Consider the following 20,746-nt stretch of genomic DNA (forward strand, 5'->3'; position numbering starts at 1 on the left):
ATGGTCGTGTTGGTCGTCCGTGGTCCTACTGGGCCCCGGCGTTCCGCATGAGCTGGCCGCCCGCATCGAGTCGGACGGCCGCGTCGATCAGCTCCCGCACCCTGGCCGCCGGGACCGGAGCCCCCGGGTTCTCGAACATCCAGCGCCGCGCGTCGCTCCCCGTCAGCCCCTCGGGCGGTTCCGGCAGGTACGGCCGGACGTAGACCGGGGTGCCGGGCTCGCTGCGCCAGCTGTCGGCGAGCGGGCCCGTGTCGACCACGTCGTAGCCGAGGGCGTCAAGCAGTCGCGCCGCCTCGGCGTTGGCGGACAGGTCGTCGCCCGCGATCGGCAGGGCGCTGCGGTCGGGGGCGCCCTGGGGGCGGGCGGCGGTGCGCAGGTTGCCGTAGCCGATGTTGTTGCACGCCTTCACGACCCGGGAGCCGGACAGGTGCCGCTGCACCAGGGCGCTGGAGGTGAGGGCGGCCGAGTCGAGTTCGGGGAGGTGGCCGTCGCGGTCCGGGTAGTAGTTCATCGTGTCGATCACCGTCTTGCCGCGCAGTGCCTCGGCGGGGAGGAGCCGGTGGGCGTGGAGCGGGACGGTGGCCACGACCAGGTCGCCGGCCCGCGCGGCCTCGGTGGGCGTGGCGGCGCGGACCTGCGGGCCGAGTTCGGCGACAAGGCCGTCCAGGGTCTCGGGGCCGCGGGAGTTGCTGATGATCACGTCCAGGCCGGCGGCGGCGCCGAGCCGGGCGAGGGTGGCGCCGATCATGCCGGCGCCGATGATTCCGAGGGTCTTCGTCATGGGGTGGGGTCTCCGAAAAGGGTGGGGGAGGGCCGTCGGGCGTGCGCCTCGTACGCGTGCCGCCGGGCCTCGACGGCCGTGCCGACGGAGGCCCGCGTCGCCGATAGCTGACTATCACCGGCACGCCACAGCGAACCCCATCCCCTGCCGATAGTCAACTATCGGCGTTACTCTTCTCCCCATGCCCGCCGACACGTCAAGCCGCAACCAGGCCGTCGCCGCACGGAATTCCGCACGCATCCTGCGGGCCGCGCGCGAGGTGTTCGCCCGGCGCGGACCGCAGGCGATGCTGGAGGAGATCGCGCGGGAGGCCGGCGTGGGCATCGCGACCCTCTACCGGCACTTCCCCAGCAAGGAGCAGTTGGTCCAGGCGGCCCTCCGGCAGGCCGTCACGGAGGAGCTCGACCCGGCCATCACCGCCGCCCTCGGCGACGACGACCCGAAACACGGCCTCGCCACCCTGCTGGAGGCGACCCTCACGATGGCCGCCCGCGAGCAGAACACCCTGGCCGCCGCGGGCAACTCCGGCGTGCTGACCGCCGAGGCGACCGCCCCGTTCCTCGACGCCCTCGCCCTGCTCACCCGCAGGGGCCAGCAGGCCGGCACCCTCCGCGCGGACGTCGTCCCCGACGACCTGCACCGGATCATGGGCATGCTCGTCAGCGTGCTGTGGAGCAACGAGCCCGGCAGCGCGAACTGGCGGCGCTACGTCACCCTCCTCCTGGACTCCCTCTCCCCCCTCGGCGCCACCCCCCTCCCCCCACTGCTCCCCGGCACCAAGTGTCGCCAGGGAACGCCGAGTTCACCGGAGACCGAGGGGAACGACACCTCGCTCTGACCGCGATCGGGGGCAAGCGGGGGATTTCCGAACAAAAGCCACCACTTGCCTGTCAATGTGCTGTCCACTCGACCCGACCCGCGAGAAATCTGCGACGTTTCCGTACGCACGGGACCGTTACCACGGGTACGGTCAAACCGCACACAGGAGCACATCCCCATGCGCCTCGATCCCCCCACACGCGCCGCGCTCGTCGGAGCGCTCGGCCTCACCACGGCACTGTCGCTCGTCTCCCCGGCGAGCGCCGCGACCAACCTCAGAGGGGTGGAGCCCTTCAACACGGACAAGCTGCTCATGTCCATGTGCACGGGCTCGACCGACAAGCAGTACTTCTTCATCAACGTGAACACCGGCGAGCTGACCAGGAACCCCACGAACGGCATACCGGCGGACAGCCTGCCCCACCCCATCGAGCGGTTCGAGGGCTGGTGCACCTACCCCAAGGCGTCGAGCTGGACATGGACCGGCCAGGAGACCCAGGTCGGCAACTCCCTGCGCAACTGCGGCAACAGCTCCCAGCTGAGCCAGAGCATCCAGATGAACGGCACCACGACCAGTACCACCACCAACAGCGTCAGCGGCTCGGTCGGCGTCCAGTGGACCATCATCGACAAGGTGCTCTCCGTCAACGCCGGCGCCGACTACACCCGTAGCTGGTCGTACGCGAAGGCGTCGGGCTGGGCCACGACCACCACTCTGACCGCCGCCCCCAGGACCACGGCCTGGATGTCGCTGGCCCCGGTGATGCGCACGGTGCGCAGCAACCCGGTGTTCTGGGTGGACCGCTACTCCTGGGGCAGGAACGGCGGCGGTCAGATCAACGTCGGCACCTGGCGGGACCGGGGCTACCGGGACATCAAGTCCCACGGCGCCTACTACGACGCCATCGGCAACGTCCTCGACGGCAACGGCAAGCCCGCCGGGACGTACGTCGCCCGCGACCGGCCGGTGAACAGCTCCGACAAGTGCTGATCCCGCCCGGTCTCAGCGCGCCCCGGCCGGCCGGGGGAACACGCGGGACTGTTTGACGATGCCGAAGGCGAACTCGGTGTCGATGGAGGCGATTCCCGGGATCGAGTGGAGCGGTCCGCGGACGAGACGCTCGTACTCCTGGAGGTCCTCGACCACGATCCGCAGCAGGTAGTCGGTGCTGCCGGCCATGAGGTAGCAGTCCTGGATGTGGGCGATACGGCGGACGTGCTCCTCGAAGACGCCGACGCTGTCCGTCGTGTGCCGCTCCAGCCTGATGCGGACGAACGCGGTGACCGGCAGTCCGAACGCCGCCTGGTCGACCAGGGCCGTGTAACCCTGCACGACCCCGGACTCCTCCAGGCGGCGCACCCGGCGCAGGCAGGGGGACGGTGACAGGCGTACGCGGTCGGCGAGGTCCTGGTTGGTCAGCCGGCCGTCCTCTTGCAGCTCCCGGATGATGGCGCGGTCGACCTCGTCCATTCCCCACTCCTTTGGCAGATCCTGCCTTTGGAGCAGGCATTATCGGCAGAACTCGCAATCATATGCCCTCGATATTGGCATAGCTTTCCAGGAAAGGAGCCCCTCAAGAGGAGATGCCGTGTCGAGATCGCTCGGGCCCCTGGCCCTGGCCGCGACGGTCTGTCTGTGGAGCACGTTCGCGCTGAGCGGGCGGGCCCTCGCGTTCTCCACGCTCCAGCCGGCCGACGGCGCGCTGCTGAGGTTCGGCGTGCCGGTGGTGCTGCTCGCCCCGGCGCTGTGGAGGCGGCGGGGCCAGTTCGCGGCGATGCGTCCCGCCCCGGCCGTCAAGATCGTCGTCGGCGCCGGTGTCCCCTTCTATCTGGCGGCGACCTACGGCGGCGGGCTGACGTCCGCCGCATTCGTCGGGGCGCTCGTACCGGGGATGGTCCCGCTGTTCGCCGCGCTGCTCGGCGGGGTCCTGCCGAGGGGGTCGCAGGCTGCCGGGCTGTGTCTGATCGGGCTCGGGGTCGTGGCGCTGGTGGCTCCCGAGGTGGCCGGCGTGGACGGGCCGACGCTCGGCGGGGTGGGGCTGCTGCTCCTGGCGAGCGGGCTGTGGGCCGTCTACACGGTGGGGCTGCGGGAGACGAACCTCGACGCGGTGGCGGCGACGGGCCTGCTGTGTGTGCCGACGTTCGCGGGCATCGCCGTCCTCGTCCTGACCGGCGCGCTGCCGAGCACCCTTCCGCAGGCCGCCCCGCGTGACGTCCTCATCTTCCTGCTGGTGCAGGGGATCGGGACCGGTGTCTGTTCCGGCCTCTTCTACACGGTCGCCGTCCAGCGGCTCGGGCCGGCCCGGTGTACGAGTGTCGGGAGCCTCAGCCCGATCCTGACGGCCGTCGCGGCGGTGCCGCTGCTGGGCGAGGCGCTGACGGTGCCGGTGACGGCCGGGACCGTGCTGATCGTCGGCGGGGTCGTCCTGGCCAACCGCGCGGCCAGGACGAGGGCGCCTCGGGTCTACGGGTCAGCGGCGGGGGTGGACCACCATCGCCGATCCGCCGCCCCGGCGCTTCGGCTCGGCGACCGCCTGGACCTTGCCGCCGGGCAGGAACTCCAGGGCCGCGACCGCCCCGATCTCCGGGGAGGGGGTGAAGGTGCTCGGCGCGAGGACGAAGCGGTGTCCGATCCGCTCCAGGGCCGCGCGCTCGGGTGAGTCGAGGAACGCCGGTTCGGCGTCGGTCGTCGCCCTGTTGCGCTGCGAGACGCGCGGCGCGGCGACGGCTTCCGGCAGGGTCATGCCCAGGTCCACACGGTTGACGAGGGTCTGGAGGACCGTGGTGATGATCGTGGCGCCGCCGGGTGAGCCCACGGCGAGCAAGGGCTTGCCGTCACGCAGGACGATCGTCGGGGACATGCTGCTGCGCGGGCGCTTGCCGGGGCCCGGCAGGTTGGGGTCCGGCACCCCCTCGGTCAGCGGCGTGAAGTCGAAGTCGGTCAGTTCGTTGTTGAGCAGGAAGCCGCGTCCGGGGACCGTGATGGCCGAGCCGCCGGTCTGCTCGATGGTGAGGGTGTAGGAGACGACGTTGCCCCAGCGGTCCGCCGTCACGAGGTGGGTCGTGGAGGGCCCCTCGTAGGGTTCCTCGCTGCCCCGGCCCGTGGTGCAGCCGGTGTGGGCGGCGCGCGGGTCGGCCGGTGCGAGGGGGCTGGTCAGCGCGGTGCCGGGGCTGATCAGGCAGGCGCGGTCCTTCGCGAAGCCCTTCGAGAGGAGGGCCTGCGTGGGCACGTCCGAGAACGCGGGGTCGCCCACCCAGCGGTTGCGGTCGGCGAAGGCGATCCGGGCGGCCTCCAGGTAGTGGTGCAGCGCCTGGGTGCGGTCCGCCGTCGACAGACGGAAGTTCTCCAGGATGTTCAGCGCCTCCCCGACGGTCGTCCCGCCGGAGGAGGACGGCGCCATGGAGTAGACGTCCAGGCCCCGGTAGGCGATCCGGGTGGGGTCGCGGCGCACGGTCGAGTGGGCGGCGAGGTCGCCGCGCTCCATCAGCCCCGGGCGGACGACCCGGTCGGCGCCGGCCGCCACGGGCGGGTGCTGGACGGTCCGTACGATGTCGCGGCCGATGTCGCCCCGGTAGAGCGCGCCGACGCCCTCGCGGGCGAGTTCGCGGTAGGTCCTGGCGAGGCCGGGGTTGCGGAACCGGGAGCCGACCACGGGGAGTTCGCCGTTGGGCAGGAAGAGTTCGGCGGTGGAGGTGAAGTCGCGGAAGCGGTCCTCGTTCAGCGCGGTCTGGGCGCGGAACTCGTCGTTGACGACGAAGCCGTTCTCGGCGAGGCGGGTGGCGGGCTTCAGCGCCGACGCGAGCGGGATCGTGCCCCAGTCCTTCAGGGCCCGTGCCCAGGTGGCGGGGGTGCCGGGGACGCCCACGGACAGGCCGGAGTTGACGGCTTCCGCGAAGGGGACGGGCTTGCCGGTCGCGGGGTCGAGGAAGGAGTCGGCGCGCATGGCCGCCGGGGCGGTCTCGCGGCCGTCGATCGTGCTGACCCTGCGGGTCGCGGCGTCGTAGCGGACGAAGTAGCCGCCGCCTCCGATGCCCGCCGAGTAGGGCTCGACCACGCCGAGCGCGGCGGCGGTCGCGACGGCCGCGTCGACCGCGTTGCCGCCCTGCCGCAGGACGTCCAGACCGGCCTGGGAGGCGTAGGGGTTGACGCTGGAGACGGCGCCTCCGCTGCCGACGGCAACCGGCTGCTTCGCCGGCGGGGTCGCGGTGCCGGTGGCGGACCCGGGGCCGGTGGCTGGCCCGGTACCGCTGTCGGGCCGGGCGGTCGGGGTTCCGGCGGCGTTCGCGGAGGTGAGACACGGCAGGAGGAGCGCGGCCGTGGACACGGCGACGACAACGGCACGGCGGGCAGCCAAGAGAGCCTCCGGTGGGACTTCTGTGCGGGCGTTGGCCGAAACCCTGGCAGCGTTCGGGCAGGTCAGCAACGGGAGGCCCGGGGATTTGCGCCAGATCTGAGGTTACCGAAAGGTAATTTCCATTCGGCGTGGGCACGGGCCGGGATATTTGACCCTGTCGGCGGTCCGGGGCTCGACGTAAGAATCCGGCAAGAAACAGGAGCCCCCTCTCGACTCTCAGGACGGCACGCACATGGCAACAGGACATGCCCGCAAGAAGACGCGCTCCAGGACCGTCGCCATCGGCATCGGCTCGGTGCTGGCTGTCGCGGGCGGCGTCGTCGCCGTCCCCGCCGCGATGGCGGCGCTCGTGCCCCCGCCGGCCTCCACGCCGTTCCAGCTCAAGGGGGCCGAGACCTTCGACACCGACAAGATGATGGCGACGCTGTGTCCCGGCCCGACGTCGGATCTGCCGTTCCAGGACGTCGGGTTCTTCTTCATCAACCTCAAGACCGGTGACACCCTGCGGGACGAGGCGAACGGCATCGGGGACATCGGCAAGACCCCGGCCGGCACCGATCCGCTCGCCCGGGTCTCCGTGCACTGCGAGTACCCGGTCACCAGCACGAAGGACTCGGTGGGCGCCGCCACCGACACCTCCGACCTCGTCATCAACTGCGGAAACGCGGCCCAGGCCGGTCAGCAGGTCACCCAGAGCCTCACGACCAGCAGCAGCGTCACCCACAGCGTGAGCGTCGGCGGCGAGTTCAACTTCAACATCATCAAGGACGTCCTCTCGATCGGCGGCGGCGTCGAGGTGACCACCGAGTGGTCCTTCGGCGAGGAGATCACCAAGAGCAAGACCAACACCATCGACGTCCCCCCGCGCACCGCCGCCTTCCTCGAACGCGTCCCGCAGGTGCGCACCGTCGTCAGCACCCCCGTCGCGGTCCTGGAGCGGTTCGTCACCGTCACCCCCGACTCCGTCAAGACCGAGAACGGCTGGCGCGGCAACGGCAGCAACCGCGTCACCTCCTCCGGTTTCTCCATGTCCGCGACGGGCGACGTCCTCGACAAGAACGGCTTCCCGGCCGGCGCGATCCGCGCGAAGGACCGGCCGGTGACGGACGCGGACTGCGCCTGAGGGGACGTCGGCTCTCGACGTGGGTGGCTCGCACGGACGGCTGCTCGCCCGCGCCCCTCGTCACAGCAGCAGCGCGAGGGCCGCGGCCATCGTGATGTACCAGTGGACGAGGAGGGTGTAGGTGGTGTGGTCGGCGGCACGGCAGCTCTCCTTCCGCGAGAGCCTCCGGCCCACGACCGCTGACAGCGCCGCCTGGACGAGGGCCAGACCGAGCAGTGCGGAAGGACGACCGGGCAAGGAGTACCCGGCGGCGCAGACGACGAACGCCGTTCGGAGATAGGCCCGCACCCGACGCCGGCCCAGGCTCACAGCCAGGGTCCGGCGGCCCACGGCGGCGGTCACCTCACTGGAGTGCCGCGACCAGCAGCACCCCGGCCCACCGCATCGGACCTCCCCCGGAGAGGGACTCTGATCGAGTTCTGCCGGAGTCAGCCGTTGACGACGCTCATAACGTGCGGCATCTCGTCCCGGTCCTGCGCAAGATGCCGCCGGCCGCACCGGTGACGGTCACCGTTCCCGTCGTGGTTCTCATCGGAACCGCACCTCTCGTGTGGCCGGTCGAGGGTCTGCTCCACAACTGTCCAGAAAGGCGCACGCGGTCCGGCGGTGACGCGTGCGCCGCCGAAGAGGTGCGACCCGGAACCGGACGCGCCACCCGCGCCGTCGCACGAGCCGCGCACACCCTCGACGCGGGGGTTCACGGTCGGCGGCGGGCCCTCGGCAGGGGGATCGGGGGGACTCCCTCCGTGACCGTGTTTCTGACGGTGCCGATGCCCTCGACGGTGAGGGTGACGGTGTCGCCGGGGGTGAGCGGGGGTGGCCACAGGGCGCCGTTGCGGCCCCAGAGTTCGGCGAGGCAGCCGCCGTTTCCGCAGGTGCCGGAGCCGAGGACGTCGCCGGGGCGGACCCAGGTGCCCCGGGAGGCGTGGGCGACCATCTCCTCGAACGTCCAGGCCATGTTGCTCAGGCGGTCCCGGCCGACGGTCTCGCCGTTGACGGCGGCGGTGAGGGCGAGGTCGAGGAAGCCCTCCGCGTCGCGGTCCGCTTCGAGTTCGTCGGCGGTGACCAGCCAGGGTCCAAGGGTGGTGGCGGTGTCCTTGCCCTTGGCCGGTCCGAGCTTCACCTTCATCTCGCGGCCCTGGATGTCGCGGGCGGACCAGTCGTTGAGGATCGTGTAGCCGATGATGTGGTCGCGGGCCTGCTCGGGGGTGAGGTCGCGGCCCGCCTTGCCGATGACGGCGGCCACTTCGAGTTCGAAGTCGAAGCGACGGCAGCCGGGCGGCAGGGGCACGTCGTCGTGGGCGCCGATCATCGCGTAGGGGTTGGTGAAGTAGAACGCCGGCGCGTCATACCACTCCTCGGGCACGGTGTCGCCGTATCCCTGGGCGACCCCGGCGACGTGGCTCTCGAACGTCATGTGGTCGCGGACGGTGGGCGGTTCGAGGGGCGGGAGCAGCCGGACGTCGGCCAGCGGCACCGGCAGCGTCCGGTGCAGGGCGCGCAGGGTGGCCTCGCGCAGCGGCTCCTCCCCCTCGACGATGAGGTCGAGGAGGTCGACGGGGTACTCGAAGGGGTGGACCTGCCGCCCGGCGACGACCCCGGAGCGGCGTTTCCCGTCGTGGAGGAAGGTCGCGAGCCTCACGCCGCCGTCTCCTTCGCGCCGGCCGTACGGGAGGCGCCGGGCCGCAGTCCGACGAAGACCAGCGCGATGGCGGCGGCGACCGCGCACGCGGCGGCGGTGAGCAGCAGGCCGGTGTCGTAGCCGTGGGCCAGGGCGTCCGTGGTGAGCGGCGCGAGCTTCCCGCTCAGCGGGCCGAGGTCGGCGGTGTGCAGGGCGAGCGGTCCGCCGTCGGCCAGCACGGCGGAGGCGATCCCGTGCTCCTGCGGGGTGAGCCCGGCGCTCGCGAGGCCGCCGGTGATCCGGTCGGCCGCCATCCCGAGGGCGACGGCCCCGACGATCGCGGGCCCGAGGGTCTGCCCCAGATCGCGCACCAGACTGGTGGTGGCCCCGGCCATCCCGGTCAGCCCCGGCGGTACGACGTTGACGGCGGCGGCGGTGATCGCGGCGACGACCAGCCCGAAGCCGACGCCGTTGAGGACCAGCGGCCCGAGCAACGCCCCGAGGCCGGTCTCGTGGACGGGGACCTCGCGCAGCCAGAGCTGGGCGGCGGCCAGCGAGGTGAAGCCGGTGACGAGCATGGGCCCGGGGCCGACCCGGTGCAGGAGCCGCACCAGCACCGGCCAGATGAACGGGGTGATCCCCTGGATGACCACGAAGGGCAGCGCGGCCCGCAGCGGGCTCTGGTGCTGGATGACGCCGAGGCGGATGCTCAGGTCGTAGGCGCCGCCGAGGAACCCGAACATGCCGATCACGGCCATCGCGGCGGACGCGGCGAAGGCCGGGATGCGGAAGAGCTCCAGCCGCAGCATGGGGGCGGCGGCGCGGTTCTCCACCGTGACGAACGCGGCGAGGAACACGGCGAAGCCGATGAAGGACAGGACGACCGGCGCCGACCCCCAGCCGTCGGAGGGGCCCTGGATGATGCCGTACAGCAGCGCGAGCAGGGCCAGGGCGATCGTGATCTGGCCGGGCCAGTCCAGGGAGCGTCCCTCGGGCGCGCTGGACTCGTCCGCCAGCAGCCAGGCGGCGACGGCGGTCGCGACGGCGAGGATTCCGGTCACCGCGAACGCCCACTGGAACGCGGCGTGTTCGACGATGCCGCCGGAGAGCAGCGGTGCGACGAGGGCGCCCAGCGACAGGGCGGTGGTCCAGGAGGCGAGCCCTCTGGCGCGGGCGGCCGGGGTGGTGGTGACGGCGGTGATCATCGTCAGGGAGGCGGGGAAGAGCGCGGCGGCGCCGATCCCGGACACGGCCTGGCCGGTGATCAGCTGGGCCGCCGAGTCCGAGGTGGCGGAGATCAGGTAGCCGACGGCGGCCAGCAGGGACGCGCCGACCACCAGTCGCTTGCGGCCGTACAGGTCGCCCACGACGCCGAAGGTGAGCGCCAGGACGGCGGCCGGTACGAGGAACGCGTCGCTGATCCAGGTCAGTTCGGCGCCGGACGCCTGGAGGGCGCGCTGCATGCTGCCGTTGATCGCGGCGGGCAGGACCAGCCCGATCTGCGCCAGGCAGACGGCCAGACAGCCGGCGACGATCGTGCCGGTGTGGCGGGCCGGGGTGTCCGGAGCGTTTTCGGGGGGCGCGGCGGGTGGGTCGTAGGCGGGGGTGGCGGCCATGGCTTCTCCTTTGAAGACGGGCGCGGGGATCTGAAGTGGGGCGCGGGCGCGGCGAGTCGGGTGGCGGTCAGCCGGCGGCGTGGCACAGGTCGGCCATGCGGCCGAAGAGGCCGGGGCCGTCGAGTGCGGGGAGCGTGGGGTCGAGTTCGCGGTAGACGGTGTGGACGTTGACGCCGAGGCGCTCGCTCTCGTCCAGTGCGGCGAAGCGGCCGAGGCGGATGTCGCGCGCCGCGTCCTGGGCGGGCATCCCGGCGGTGAAGCGGGCGCTCGCCTGCTCGTGGACGAATGCGAGGTAGTCGCGGATCTCCCGGACGGCGCGTTTCGTGGTGACCGGGCCGTGGCCGGGGACGACGGTGTCCGCGTCGAGGCCGAGCAGGAGGTCGCAGGCGGCGAGCCAGCGGGCGAAGGGGCCGTGCCAGACGATCGGGGTGGCGCCCGCGAAGACGATGTCGCCGGTGTAGACGACCCTGGCGCGCGGTACGTGGACGATCGTGTCGCCGGCGCTGTGCGCGGGGCCGACGTCGACGAGGCGGACCTCCGTGCCGCCGACGTCGAGGACGCACTCGCCGTCGAAGAGCCGGCTGGGCAGGACGGGTTCGATGCCGGTGTGGTCGAAGCGGCCGAAGATCCGGCGGGCGAAGGTCCCGGCGGGGGTGTCGAGGCCGCTCAGGGCCCGCGTCTCGGCGGGGCCGACCTGCCGCATGTCCGTCACCGATCCCCGGGCGGCGACGATCTCGGCGTGGGCCACGAGCTGGTTGCCGAACCAGTGGTCGCCGTTGCCGTGGGTGTTGACGACCGTGGCGATCGGCGCGGCCCCGGTCAGCGGCGCCAGCGCGTCGAGCATGGCCCGGGTCAGGGGGAGGTCGTAGAGGGTGTCGACGAGCAGGGACGCGCGCCGGCCGGTGATCAGGCCCGCGTTGCTCATCCCCCAGCCGGTGTCGCCCGCGATCCAGGCGTGGCAGCCGCCGCCGAGGGCGATCCGGCCGGTGCGGGAGGTCACGGACGTCATGGCGCCCTCCTTCGTCGCGTCCCGCGGCCGACACCGCGAGACTCTCATCCATCACTGGACTTCAGTCCAATGCTGGCGAGGAATCTAGGGAGCTGCCGGGGAGAGGTCAAGAGCCGTGCACGCCTGTGCTGTACTGGGGCCCATGAAGACCGGGGACACGACGGCCGGGAGCGGGGCGGCGGTCGGCCGCCAGGAACGCAGGCGCCGGGCGCTGCACGACCAGCTGTACGACACCGCCGTCGGCCTCTTCGTCCGCCAGGGGTTCGAGGCGACGACGATGGACCAGATCGCCGAGGCGGCCGACGTGGCACGGGCCACGGTCTTCAACCACTACTCCCAGAAGGTCGGGTTCCTGGAGGAGTGGGGGGTCCGCCGACGGGCCCGGGTCGCGCTGATCCTCGGCGCGGAGCACGCGGAGGACCTCCCGGTCGGCGACCGGCTGCGCCGCTACCTCACGGAGATGGCCGACCTGAACATCGCCTCCCGCGCGGAGACCGCCGTCCTCATGGACGCCTCGGCCCGGTACGGCCGCCTCCTCCAGACGCCCTCCCTGGAGGTGGAGCTCGCCCGGATCGTCGAGGAGGGCCGAGGGCGCGGCGAGGTCAGGGCCGGCGTCGACTGCGAGCAGGCGGGGGCGCTGCTGGCCATGTGCTACTTCTCGACGGTCCTTCGCTGGACCCGCGAGGACCCGGCCCCCTTCGACCTCCACGACCGGCTCGGCGGCACCCTCGACATCGTCCTGATGGGACTCCTGGTCGGCTGAGCCGCGCCCCGGCGCCCGTCACCGGGGCGTGGTCACCGCCCTGTTCATCGCCCTCGCCGCCCGGGACACGACCTGCCCCCGTTCCGGAGTCCGGCTACACCACCGGCTGGTCCAGGGGTGGTGCGGGCAGGAGGCCGGCGGCCTGGCGGACGGTGGTGACGGCGGAGCGGTGGTCGGTGGTGCGGGTGGCGAGGGCGATCTGTACGGGTGGGCCGTCGAGGGGGACGAAGCGGACGGCGGGGTGGGGGTAGAAGCGGGCGGCGGCATCCGCGTGCAGGGCGAGTCCGCCGGTCGTCGCGACGGCCGTGGGGATGGCGGCGGGGCTGCGCAGGGCGTCGGGGTGGTGTGCTCCGTCGGCGGCGGGCCCGGACCAGGCCGCGGTGGCGGAGTCGGGGAGGGCGGTGGGCAGCCAGGCGCTGTCGGCGACGTCGGCCTCGGTCAGGTGGTCCACCTCGGCGAGCGCGGAGCGGGCGGGGACGACGGCGACCCGTCGCATGGTCATGGGCATGGGCCGGCCCGCGTTCGCCGCGGCCCGCCGGCACGGCATCGAGCCGACCCTGTCCTGCGACGTCGTCTCCCTCGGCACCGGCGACCTGTTCACCCAGACCCGGATGGGGCTGGCCTTCCAGCGCTGGGCCGACACCGAGGCGGTCAACCTCGGCGGCGGCGACCCCACCGCCGTCTCGGTCACCGCGCACGACGCGCTGCGCTGGTCGACCGTCAACGCGGCCGACGCGGTCGGGATGGCGGACCGGATCGGCAGCCTCACCCCCGGCAAGCAGGCCGACGTCATCGTCACCGGCGGCCCGGGGCTCTCCCAGCACCCGCGCTTGGACCCGGCCGGGACCCTCGTCTTCCAGACCACCCCCGCCGACGTCCGGCACGTCCTGGTCGCCGGCCGCTTCGCCAAACGCGACGGCCGCCTCACCGGCGCCGACCTGCCCACCCTCCTCACCCAGGCCGACACCTGCGCCGAACGCGTCCTCAGCCGCATCGCCGCCTCCGCCGGACCCCTGCCGGGAACACCACCGCAGGGCTGGGACGCCGTCATCGCGGCCTCGGCCGAACTGCACCGGGCCGCGCCGCCCTCCAACAGGGTCAGGACGTGAGGATCTGCCACTGCTGATGTGTCAGGGACGCGTACGGCTGCTGCTCGATGTTGGTGCCGTCGGCGGTGCCGCCCTCGTCGACGCCGAGGCAGAGTCCGCTGTAGCGGTTGATGAGGAAGTGGTACCCGTCACCGGTGGGTGTGACGGCCCACTGCTGCTGGGGGACGTCGAAGTCCGCGTAGACGGCGACGTTGCCGCCGTCTACGCGGGAGAGGCCGGCGACTTCCATGAGCTTGCCGCTGTTGACGCCCTTGATCTCGTAGTAGCCGTCGCCGGTGGCGGCGAAGGTCCACTTCTGGGTGGCGTTGTCCAGCCAGGACCACTGCTGGATGTTCGTGCCGTTCGCGGTGCCGAAGCCGGCGACGTCGGCCACCTTGCCGCTGTTGCGGTTGACGAGCCGGTACACGGTGCCGTCGCCCGGCAGCACCCTCGACACCAGCGCGGGCTCGGCCGTCCGGCCCCCGATCCGGACGCCGCCGACGTTGGCGTAACCGCCGGTGGCCGCGTTCGCCTGTATCCGTACGAAGCCCACGTTCCGGGCGGGCCACTCGACGATCTTGGTCTTCCGGTTCCCGGCCCAGGTGCCGGCCGCGACCTGCGTGAAGTTCGTGCCGTCGGTGCTGGTGGAGACGGTGTACGAGGTGATGTCGCCGTCGGTGGAGTCGTTGCGGTTCCACTGCTTGGGCAGGTACTCCAGTGTCGAGACGCCGCTCCACACACCGCCCAGGTCGATCGTGAGCGACTGGGACAGGGGCGAGGACAGGCCCCAGGTCGACCAGCAGGTCTCGTAGCGGACGTCGCTCAGCCCGTCGATCGCGTTGAGCGGTCCCTCGCCGGTGCGGAAGGCGGTCGCGTACGCGCTGACCGGGGTGACGGGGTGCTCGGCGCGCAGCGGTTGGGTGGGGAGCGCCGGCCTGGAGGTGTCGGGGCTCCACGCGGCGCCGACCTCGGCCAGCCGGTTGACGACGTTGGTGTCCAGCAACCCGTTGCGGTTGGGCGGGCAGTTCAGGATGAACGAGGTGTACTTCGGTTCCAGGTCGGCGAGGTGCGACACGATCGCGTCCCGGCTCATCAGGCTCTCGGTCGGCGTGGAGGGGTGCCAGAACCAGCCGTTGCTGATGGTCTGGCCCTGCATTCCGGCGTAGGTGTTGCCGGTCGGCGCCGTGACTCCGAGCGGTTCCTCGAAGAAGATCGCGTCGCCGAGGAAGGGCTCGGCGAGTCCGCCGATGTCGAGCATGACGCAGTCCGGCTGCAACCGTTTCACCAGCGAACGGATGCGCTGGTAGGAGACGGCCTGCTGGCCCATCTGCCACGCGTAACCGTCGGTCATGAACATGTCGATGGTGCCGTAGTTGCTGAGCAGTTCGGTGATCTGCCCCAGGATGAACGTCATGTCACCGGGCTGGATGGCGTCGGTGACTTCGAGCCCGGTCACGTTGTGCCGGTTCTCCCACGCCTCGACGCCGAAGGTGCGGTCCCAGATCGAGAAGTAGAACCCGACCTTCAGCCCGCGCGCCCGGAAGGCGTCGCAGTACGCCCGCACCACGTCGTGCCGGTAGGAGCTGTTCGCGACGTTCTGGGTGCCGTAGGCGCTCGGCCACAGGGCGAAGCCGTCGTGGTGCTTGGTGGTCAGGATGCCGTAGCTCATCTTCGCGGCGGCTGCCGCGGCGGCCCACTGCCCGCAGTCGACGCTCGGGGGAGCGAAGAGGGCGGGGCTCTGGCCGGGTTCGGCCCACTCCTGGTCGGTGAACGTCCCCAGACTGAAGTGGTTGAACATGCCGAACCGCAGGTCGGCCAGCCTGCTCAGATTGGTCTGCGGGTCGGCGGCGGACGCCTGCGGGAGGAGGCCGGAGAAGCCGGGAACGAGCGGCAGGCCGGTCATGGCGGTCGCCGCGCCGGCGGCGCCGAGGAACGTACGGCGGGTGATTCTTCCTGCGGACATGCTCACTCCTGTGGACCGATGGGGCGGAGGCATGGATGCCAGCCGGGCCTGTGCAGTCACCCATTGACATCGGATGTATTAACGGGCACCGCCCCATGACCTGTCTAGAGGTCGAGAGAAAACCGCAGAACAAAACCCCTACGACGAACCGAACTTCGCGGCCTGACCGGCAAAACATCGGATGGTTCGATCAGGCTCCGGCGTTTTTCAGTGGCCGTGACGGGCTGCTGAAAAACTGTCCGCTGCTCAAGACTCTCTCTCGGGCCGGTGGCGCACCCCCCTGTCGTCACCGGTCCACCGCAAGCGGCCCCAGGCACTACCCCCCCCCTGTGCCCGGGGCCGTTTCGCGCGTCGTCGCGCGCCGCGCGGTTCGACGACCGGCGAAGAGAGAACTCCTGTGCAGAACAAGAACCGGCCGCGTGAACGCGGCCGTCCGGCCGTGGCCTGCGGCGTGCTCGTGCTCCTGGCGGTGGCGGGGCTCGCCCCGACGGCGGCCCTCGCGGACGCCGTCCGGACGCCCCCGGCGAGCGGCCCGAACCCTCCCGGCGCCCGCGTCACCCTCATCACCGGCGACACCGTCCGGGTGAGCGGCGGCACCCGGGTGACCGGCGTCGACCGGGGCACGGGCCGCACGAAGGTCGCGTACTCGGTGCAGAGCTTCGGCGGGCACACGTACGTCGTCCCGGACGACGCGGCCCCGCTGGTGGCGAGCGGGCGCCTGGACCGGCGGCTGTTCGACGTGACGCGGCTGGTCGCGGACGGCTACGACGACGGCCACCGCCGTACGCTGCCGCTGATCGTCTCCTACCAGGGTTCCGCGAAGGTGAAGGACGGGGCGAAGCGGTCGCTGCTGTCGGCGGACGTCGACGTCGAGCGCGCGCTGCCCGCCGTCGGCGGTGAGGCGCTGACGGCCGAGAAGGCGGACACCCCCTCGGTGTGGGAGGCGCTGACCCGGCCGGCCGGGGACGCCGTCACCGCCGAGCCCGGTATCGCCCGGGTCTGGCTGGACGCCAAGGTCGAGGCCCTGACGCCGAGCGGCGCCGGCCCGGACCCCGCGCAGGGCACCGCGCAGATCCACGCGCCGGACGCCTGGAAGGCCGGTTACGACGGCACGGGCGTCAAGGTCGCCGTCCTGGACAGCGGGCTCGACGCCACCCACCCCGACCTGAAGGGCGCCGTCGCTGCGTCGAAGGACTTCACCGGCGAGAACACCACGGACGACGGGGCGGGCCACGGCACGCACGTCGCGTCCAGCGTCGTCGGCTCCGGGGCCCGCAGCGGCGGTAGGTACAAGGGGGTCGCGCCGGGGGCGAAGCTGCTGGTCGGGCGGGTGCTGAACGACCGGGGCGGCGGCGAGGAGTCGGGGCTGATCGCCGGCATGCAGTGGGCGGTCGGGCAGGGCGCCAAGGTGGTCAGCATGAGCCTGGGCGGCACGGACACGCCGGGTACCGACCCGGTGGAGCAGGCGGTGAACGACCTGTCGGCCTCCTCGGGGGCGCTGTTCGTCATCGCCGCCGGCAACGAGGGGCCCGCCCCGGAGACCGTCGGCACGCCCGGCGCCGCGTCCGCCGCGCTCACCGTGGCCGCCGTCGACGCCAAGGACCGGCTCGCCGACTTCTCCAGCCGGGGCCCGGACGCGAGCGGCGAGCTGAAGCCCGACCTCTCCGCGCCCGGCGTGGACATCGTCGGCGCGAAGGCGGCGCACGGCAGCCAGGGCGACCCGGTGGCCCCCGGCTACGTCAGGCTGAGCGGTACGTCGATGGCGACCCCGCACGTCGCCGGTGCCGCCGCGATCCTCGCCCAGGAGCACCCGGACTGGTCCGGGCAGCGCATCAAGGCCGCGCTGATGGGCTCGGCGGTCCCGCTGAACGGCTCGTACTCCCCCTTCCAGCAGGGCACCGGACGCGTCGACGTGGCGCGCGCCGTCCGCCAGACCGTGCTCGCGGACACCCCCTCGCTCTCCTTCGGCCTCCAGCAGTGGCCGCACACCGACGACAAGCCGCTCGCCAGGACCCTCACCTACCGCAACACCGGCACCGCTCCCGTCACCCTGGACCTCACCACGGCGACCGACGCCCCGGCCGGCATGTTCACCGTGTCCCCCACCCGCCTCACGGTCCCCGCCGGCGGGACGGCCGCGGCGACGGTCACCGCCGACACCCGCACCGGCTCCCGGGACGGCGCCTTCAGCGGCACGGTCACGGCGAGGGCGGCGACCGGCGAGAGCGTCCGCAGCACGTTCGGGGCGGTCCGCGAGGCGGAGTCGTACGAGCTGACACTCAAGGCCGTCGGCCGCGACGGGAAGCCCACGGCCCCGCACCGCCTGAACGTCGTCGGACTCGACAACGGCAAGACGTGGCTGTCCGCCGACGACGGCACCGCACCGGCCTCGCAAAGCACGACGAAGATCCGCGTCCCCAAGGGCCGTTACCTCGTCTCGGCGCAGCTGACGCGTTCCACGGGCACCGCCGAGGAAGTGACCCAACTGGTCGCCCCCGGCCTGCCCGTGAACAAGGCGACCACGCTGACCCTGGACGCCCGGACCGGCAAGCCCCTCCAGGTGACCGCCCCCGACCCGCGCGCCCGCCTCACCGGCGGCTCCGTCGTCTTCGGCGCACGCGGCGCCACCCGCGCCCTCGACTACGCGGAGAGCCTCGGGCTCGGCGATAACTCCCCCTACGACCGTGTCTACCTCGGCCGGGCCGGACCGTCCGTCCCCGCCGGGAACTTCCTCGCCCAGGCCGGCGGTATCTGGCAGCGCGGCGCCACCGGCGACCTCTACGACCTGGTCGCCACCCGCCGGGGCGGCTACTTCGACGGCCTGACCCGGACGTTCACCAGCCGTGGTCTGGCCACGGTCCGCACGCCGATCGGCTCCGACGTCAAGGGCGCCCAGACCGCCCCCAGGTCGTCCTGGAGCACGCCCGGCTGGCCCGGCGTCTCCGACGTGCTGGGGGGCTCCTCTGCCGCCTACCGGCCCGCGCCCGCCGCGTCCGTCGTCCGGCACGTGAGCACCGACGCCGGTCTGCGCTGGGACCTGGGCGCGGTCCTCACCACCGACAGTTCCCCGTTCCTGAGCGTCCTCGACGCGGCCCTCCCCCGCCGGTACGAGCCCGGCCGCAGCTACCGGGAGACGTTCAACACCGGCGTCTTCGCCCCGGTCACCTCCGCGTCCACCACCGTCGGCGAGCCCGGCGCGATCCGCACCCGGAACGGGTACGCGGTGTGCGTGCCGCTGCTCGGCGACGGAGCGGGGCACATCAACAACCCCGACGCGAAGACGCGTTACCACCTCACCTCCGGGTCCACCACCATCGCCGACTACCCGATCGACCCCTGCGGCATCCCCCTGACGGGACTGCTGCCGCGCAAGGCGACGTACCGGCTCGCCGTCGACACCGTCCGCCCGGCCGGCGCGGTCACCGTCGGCACCCGGGCCTCGGTGGTGTGGACGTTCACGTCGGCGCCCACCACCAGCGACAGGCCGGTCCGGCTGCCCCTCTCGGTGGTCCGCTTCACCCCGCAGCTCTCCCTGGCCGGCACGGCGAAGGCGGGCGTCCGGCTCACCGTGCCCGTCAGCGTCCAGGGCCCGGCGGCGGACAAGGGCGCCGTCAAGTCCCTCACGGTGCAGGTGTCCTACGACGCCGGCCGCACCTGGAAGGCCACACCGGCGCACACCGGGAAGAACGGCGCGCGGTACCTGACGCTCGCCCATCCCGTGAAGCCCGCCACGGTCGGCCTCCGGGCGACCCTCACCGACCGTGCCGGCAACACGGTGACGGAGACGCTGCCGACGGCGTACCGGACGGTCAGGTGACCTGATCCGTACGCCGGACAACGGGAAACCCCGGGCCGAGGCCCGGGGTTTCCTGCTGTGCGGACGCCGTGCGTCAGTTGATGTTCCAGACGGTCGGGAGGGTGTCCGGGGCGCGGTAGAAGTCCTGCCTGACCTTGTCGGGGCCGCAGTTGGAGGACTGGCGCCAGTCGAACGCGACCGTCTCCCCGGGCTGGACGTTCAGGTTACGGATCGTCGCCGTACCGCCCAGTGTGAAGCTCGCCTCGACGATGCTGCCGCTGGAGATGGAGGTGACGAACACGCACCGCGCGCCCGTGGGGACCTTCTGGCTGGCGACGTTGACCGTGATGACGGCGGCCGAGGCGGGGGTCGCCGCGAGGGCGACGGTGGCGGCCGAGGCGAGGGCCACGGTGACGAGCATGCGCTTGCGCGTGAGGTTCCGCATTGTCTTTCCGTTCTTTTTCTTGAGTGGGGGGAATGAGGCGAGTGGGGGAATTCAGCTACAGAGGCGGAAATGGTGCTCGGCGGTGTTCGCGCCGAGGGCCAGTTGCGTGCAGTTGAGGTTGTTCTCGCGGACGTCGTCGTCGGCGGAGAAGCGGTAGGTGACCGCCGTCCTGGGGCCGCTGCCGCACGTCGTGTCGCCGTAGCCCTGGACGGTGATCTGGGAGCCCGCGCTGACGCGTGCCTGGGTGGTCGTGAGGTTGCCGCCCCTGGTCGGGACGGCGCAGACGCGGGCTTCCAGGGAGCCGCTGCCCCCGTTCGTCCGGGAGACGATCAGCACGCTTCCGCTGCCGGAGGGGATGTTGGCGTTGACGATCGCCGCGTTCCAACTGCTCGCGGCGGACGCCGTACCGGTGCCCGCGACGGCGGCGCCGAGCAGGGCGAGGCCCGCCACGCCGATACCGATGGTTTTCCTCGACATACCGTTTCTCGACATACCGATGGAGCCTGCTTTCTTGAGGGGGGATTTTGTGCGCCCATTCTCATTTCTCGTGGTGCGGGAGAATGGAGTCCTGTGCCGGTCCGGCGATGGCGAGCAATTCCCCTCTGAGCACGTCGAGGAATTCCCGCTGCCGGTCCTTGAGGTAGAAATGGCCGCCGGGAAAGGTGTGGCGCGCGGTCGGGCCGGTGGTGCGGTCGGACCACGGTGCCGTCGCGGCCGGTGCGGTGAGCGGGTCGTCCTCGCCGGTGAGGACGGTGAGCGGGCAGGAGAGGCGTTCGGCGGGGCGGGGCTCGTACGTCTCCATCGCCTTGTAGTCCGCGCGCAGCGCCGGCAGGACCAGGCGGGCGAGGTCCTCGTCGTCGAAGAGCCGGGCGTCCGTGCCGCTGATGCGGCGGACGTCCGCGAGGAGCGCCCGGTCGCTCTGGTCGTGCAGGTGCGCGCCCTCGTGCGGGACGGTGGGCGCTCTGCGGCCGGAGGCGAAGAGGCCGAGCGGGGGCGTTCCGGCCCGCTCCAGCAGGAGGGCCGCCTCGTAGCCGACCCAGGCGCCCATGCTGTGGCCGAACAGGGCCAGCGGGCGCCGGTCGTCCAGCGCGAGGACGGCCTCGACGACCCACGCGGCCGTCGTCCGCAGATCGTCCAGCGGGGGTTCCCGGTAGCGGTCCTGGCGGCCCGGGTACTGCACGGCCAGGACGTCCACGTCGGGGGCGAGTTCCCGGGCCATGGGGGCGTAGTAGGCGGCGCCCGCACCGGCGTGCGGCAGCCACAGCAGCCGTACGGCCGCGTCCGGGGCGGGGTGGTAGCGGCGCAGCCAGAGGGCGGCGGTGGTCAGGGGCATGGTTCTCCGTAGGGTTTCGGGGTGGTCCGGCGGC

General features: G+C 72.4%; 18 protein-coding genes and 1 pseudogene. 7 read left to right on the forward strand and 12 right to left on the reverse strand.

The genetic code is table 11. The annotated features are described in order from the left end of the window. Positions 1–25 precede the first annotated feature (25 nt). Positions 26–781, reverse strand: coding sequence for an NADPH-dependent F420 reductase (locus ABZX85_RS12080; RefSeq protein WP_355865549.1), 756 nt, complete (start codon positions 779–781; stop codon positions 26–28). Between the two features lie 181 nt (positions 782–962). On the opposite strand from ABZX85_RS12080, the gene ABZX85_RS12085 reads away from it, so the two are divergent. Together ABZX85_RS12085 and ABZX85_RS12090 are read left to right on the forward strand one after the other, a co-directional pair. Further along, positions 963–1,619: a helix-turn-helix domain-containing protein gene (locus ABZX85_RS12085; protein ID WP_355865552.1), complete on the forward strand. Its 657-nt coding sequence runs from the start codon at positions 963–965 to the stop codon at positions 1,617–1,619. A gap of 159 nt (positions 1,620–1,778) precedes the next feature. After that, complete coding sequence (locus tag ABZX85_RS12090; RefSeq protein ID WP_355865555.1) at positions 1,779–2,591, forward strand: hypothetical protein; 813 nt, start codon at positions 1,779–1,781, stop codon at positions 2,589–2,591. Between the two features lie 12 nt (positions 2,592–2,603). Here the strand turns inward: ABZX85_RS12090 and ABZX85_RS12095 are convergent, their stop codons facing one another. Beyond that, a complete protein-coding gene (locus ABZX85_RS12095; RefSeq protein ID WP_355865558.1) occupies positions 2,604–3,071 on the reverse strand; it encodes an Lrp/AsnC family transcriptional regulator in 468 nt (155 codons plus the stop codon). A gap of 421 nt (positions 3,072–3,492) precedes the next feature. Between ABZX85_RS12095 and ABZX85_RS12100 the strand changes: the two are divergent. Further along, positions 3,493–4,023, forward strand: a pseudogene (locus ABZX85_RS12100) (EamA family transporter); the annotation flags it as partial. Positions 4,024–4,071: 48 nt separating this feature from the next. Here the strand turns inward: ABZX85_RS12100 and ggt are convergent. Then, a complete protein-coding gene (gene ggt / locus ABZX85_RS12105; protein WP_355865561.1) occupies positions 4,072–5,955 on the reverse strand; it encodes a gamma-glutamyltransferase in 1,884 nt (627 codons plus the stop codon). 232 nt (positions 5,956–6,187) lie between these two features. On the opposite strand from ggt, the gene ABZX85_RS12110 reads away from it, so the two are divergent. Next, complete coding sequence (locus tag ABZX85_RS12110) at positions 6,188–7,078, forward strand: hypothetical protein (protein ID WP_355865564.1); 891 nt, start codon at positions 6,188–6,190, stop codon at positions 7,076–7,078. A gap of 60 nt (positions 7,079–7,138) precedes the next feature. Here ABZX85_RS12110 and ABZX85_RS12115 read toward each other — a convergent pair whose 3' ends face one another. The 4 genes from ABZX85_RS12115 to ABZX85_RS12130 form a co-directional block, all read right to left on the reverse strand. Next, positions 7,139–7,408 carry a hypothetical protein gene (locus ABZX85_RS12115; protein WP_355865567.1) on the reverse strand — a complete coding sequence of 90 codons (270 nt, stop codon included), beginning with the start codon at positions 7,406–7,408 and terminating at the stop codon, positions 7,139–7,141. A gap of 367 nt (positions 7,409–7,775) precedes the next feature. Next, the gene (locus tag ABZX85_RS12120) at positions 7,776–8,720 is read right to left on the reverse strand and encodes a fumarylacetoacetate hydrolase family protein (protein WP_355865570.1); all 945 of its coding nucleotides are present in this window, start codon (positions 8,718–8,720) and stop codon (positions 7,776–7,778) included. Continuing rightward, positions 8,717–10,315 (reverse strand): MFS transporter, encoded by a 1,599-nt coding sequence (locus ABZX85_RS12125; RefSeq protein WP_355865572.1) that lies wholly within the window; start codon positions 10,313–10,315, stop codon positions 8,717–8,719. The genes ABZX85_RS12120 and ABZX85_RS12125 overlap by 4 nt, the downstream gene beginning before the upstream one ends. Positions 10,316–10,382: 67 nt before the next feature. Further along, positions 10,383–11,324, reverse strand: a complete 942-nt coding sequence (locus ABZX85_RS12130) for an MBL fold metallo-hydrolase (protein ID WP_355865575.1) — start codon at positions 11,322–11,324, stop codon at positions 10,383–10,385. Positions 11,325–11,466: 142 nt separating this feature from the next. On the opposite strand from ABZX85_RS12130, the gene ABZX85_RS12135 reads away from it, so the two are divergent. Then, the gene (locus ABZX85_RS12135) at positions 11,467–12,087 is read left to right on the forward strand and encodes a helix-turn-helix domain-containing protein (protein ID WP_355865578.1); all 621 of its coding nucleotides are present in this window, start codon (positions 11,467–11,469) and stop codon (positions 12,085–12,087) included. A 94-nt stretch (positions 12,088–12,181) separates the two neighbouring features. Here the strand turns inward: ABZX85_RS12135 and ABZX85_RS12140 are convergent, their stop codons facing one another. Next, on the reverse strand, positions 12,182–12,589 hold the full coding sequence (locus ABZX85_RS12140; protein WP_355865581.1) for a hypothetical protein: 408 nt from the start codon (positions 12,587–12,589) through the stop codon (positions 12,182–12,184). Between the two features lie 4 nt (positions 12,590–12,593). Between ABZX85_RS12140 and ABZX85_RS12145 the strand changes: the two genes are divergently transcribed. Further along, positions 12,594–13,196 carry an amidohydrolase family protein gene (locus ABZX85_RS12145; RefSeq protein ID WP_355865584.1) on the forward strand — a complete coding sequence of 201 codons (603 nt, stop codon included), beginning with the start codon at positions 12,594–12,596 and terminating at the stop codon, positions 13,194–13,196. Here the strand turns inward: ABZX85_RS12145 and ABZX85_RS12150 are convergent. Beyond that, positions 13,186–15,138, reverse strand: coding sequence for an alpha-L-fucosidase (locus ABZX85_RS12150; RefSeq protein WP_355865586.1), 1,953 nt, complete (start codon positions 15,136–15,138; stop codon positions 13,186–13,188). The two genes, ABZX85_RS12145 and ABZX85_RS12150, sit on opposite strands and share 11 nt — an antisense overlap. A gap of 397 nt (positions 15,139–15,535) precedes the next feature. Here ABZX85_RS12150 and ABZX85_RS12155 point away from each other — a divergent pair, with 397 nt between their 5' ends. Next, positions 15,536–18,955, forward strand: a complete 3,420-nt coding sequence (locus tag ABZX85_RS12155) for a S8 family serine peptidase (protein WP_355865589.1) — start codon at positions 15,536–15,538, stop codon at positions 18,953–18,955. 73 nt (positions 18,956–19,028) lie between these two features. Here ABZX85_RS12155 and ABZX85_RS12160 read toward each other — a convergent pair whose 3' ends face one another. From ABZX85_RS12160 to ABZX85_RS12170, 3 genes are all read right to left on the reverse strand, one after another. After that, entirely contained in the window at positions 19,029–19,379 is a 351-nt protein-coding gene (locus ABZX85_RS12160) for a hypothetical protein (protein ID WP_355865591.1), read from the reverse strand. Between the two features lie 51 nt (positions 19,380–19,430). Next, a complete protein-coding gene (locus tag ABZX85_RS12165; RefSeq protein WP_355865594.1) occupies positions 19,431–19,856 on the reverse strand; it encodes a hypothetical protein in 426 nt (141 codons plus the stop codon). A 61-nt stretch (positions 19,857–19,917) separates the two neighbouring features. Beyond that, a complete protein-coding gene (locus ABZX85_RS12170; protein WP_355865596.1) occupies positions 19,918–20,712 on the reverse strand; it encodes an alpha/beta fold hydrolase in 795 nt (264 codons plus the stop codon). Positions 20,713–20,746: the final 34 nt, after the last annotated feature.

This window comes from Streptomyces sp. NPDC004539 (assembly GCF_040610055.1).
Lineage (GTDB): Bacteria > Actinomycetota > Actinomycetes > Streptomycetales > Streptomycetaceae > Streptomyces.